Source organism: Endoryza foliicola (assembly GCF_050589245.1).
In the GTDB taxonomy this organism is placed as follows: Bacteria; Bacteroidota; Bacteroidia; order Chitinophagales; family Chitinophagaceae; genus Endoryza; species Endoryza foliicola.
Window position 1 is genome coordinate 1 of sequence record NZ_JBOBEW010000032.1, and the last position, 878, is coordinate 878.

At 38.6% G+C, this 878-nt stretch carries 1 protein-coding gene; it reads right to left on the reverse strand.

Annotated features, from left to right (window positions below):
• On the reverse strand, window positions 1-830 hold an 830-nt coding region (locus ACQ2HE_RS19880; RefSeq protein ID WP_430902513.1), incomplete at its 3' end, for an RHS repeat-associated core domain-containing protein.
• Between the last annotated feature and the right edge of the window lie 48 nt (window positions 831-878).

The window sequence follows — 878 nt, forward strand, 5'->3', positions numbered from 1 at the left end:
TTAGCATCGCCTTTAGGTTTTAAGGGGTTATGTTTGTCATTTATTTCATAAAGAATATTTCGCTTTCTTAGTTCATTCCTATAAATTAAATCCTGAGCAGTAGCTTTCCCTTCAATTAGTCTTTTCTGAACTTCTGATAAATATTCGCTTGACAAAGATGAAGGGTCATTTGTAATAATTTCAAACGCCTGAACCCTACTATTCCATTTAGTAAAAGTACTAAAGAGTTTAAATCGCTCCTCTTGCAATCGTACTATCGCTCTTTCAATCCAGTTTATTTGGTCTGCCGATTTTGATTTATGTACCGCTTTCAATAGTGATACTTTCCAACAACCATTACTATTATATACGGTCATACTTACACCATCACTGTTTAAATAGGCTCCGGCATTTGGCGGAATCAATGCAGTTAATTCTTCTTGTGTAACAAATCTACTTTGTGGGGCATAAATGCCAGAGTTAATTCCTCCAAGTCTAAATAGCTGTGTAGTATTTTGAAGGTTACCGTCACTTCCGACCCTTAATAAGTTTCCTAACTGAGGTATTGTTGTAGTTCTTACTGTTGACTGTGCTGCATTTGGTTGTTGTTCAGCCCCATCTAGATCTTTGAAGTTTACTGGATCGCCCTCGGCATATGAATATGGACTGTTCCATGGATAAGTATCAGCTAACGGATCCACACTCAAAAACTTCCCAATTCTCGGATCATAAATCCGCATACCGTAGTCTTGCTGATTTCCGGTTCCTTTTACATCATTATCATTCTCCTTCCCATTAAACCCATACCTAAACTGGCTTCCGACGGTATAAGAGCGGTTTGGCATCAACATCCCGAACGGAGGGCTGCTTCTAACTCAAAGAACTACCCTAAAGCTACA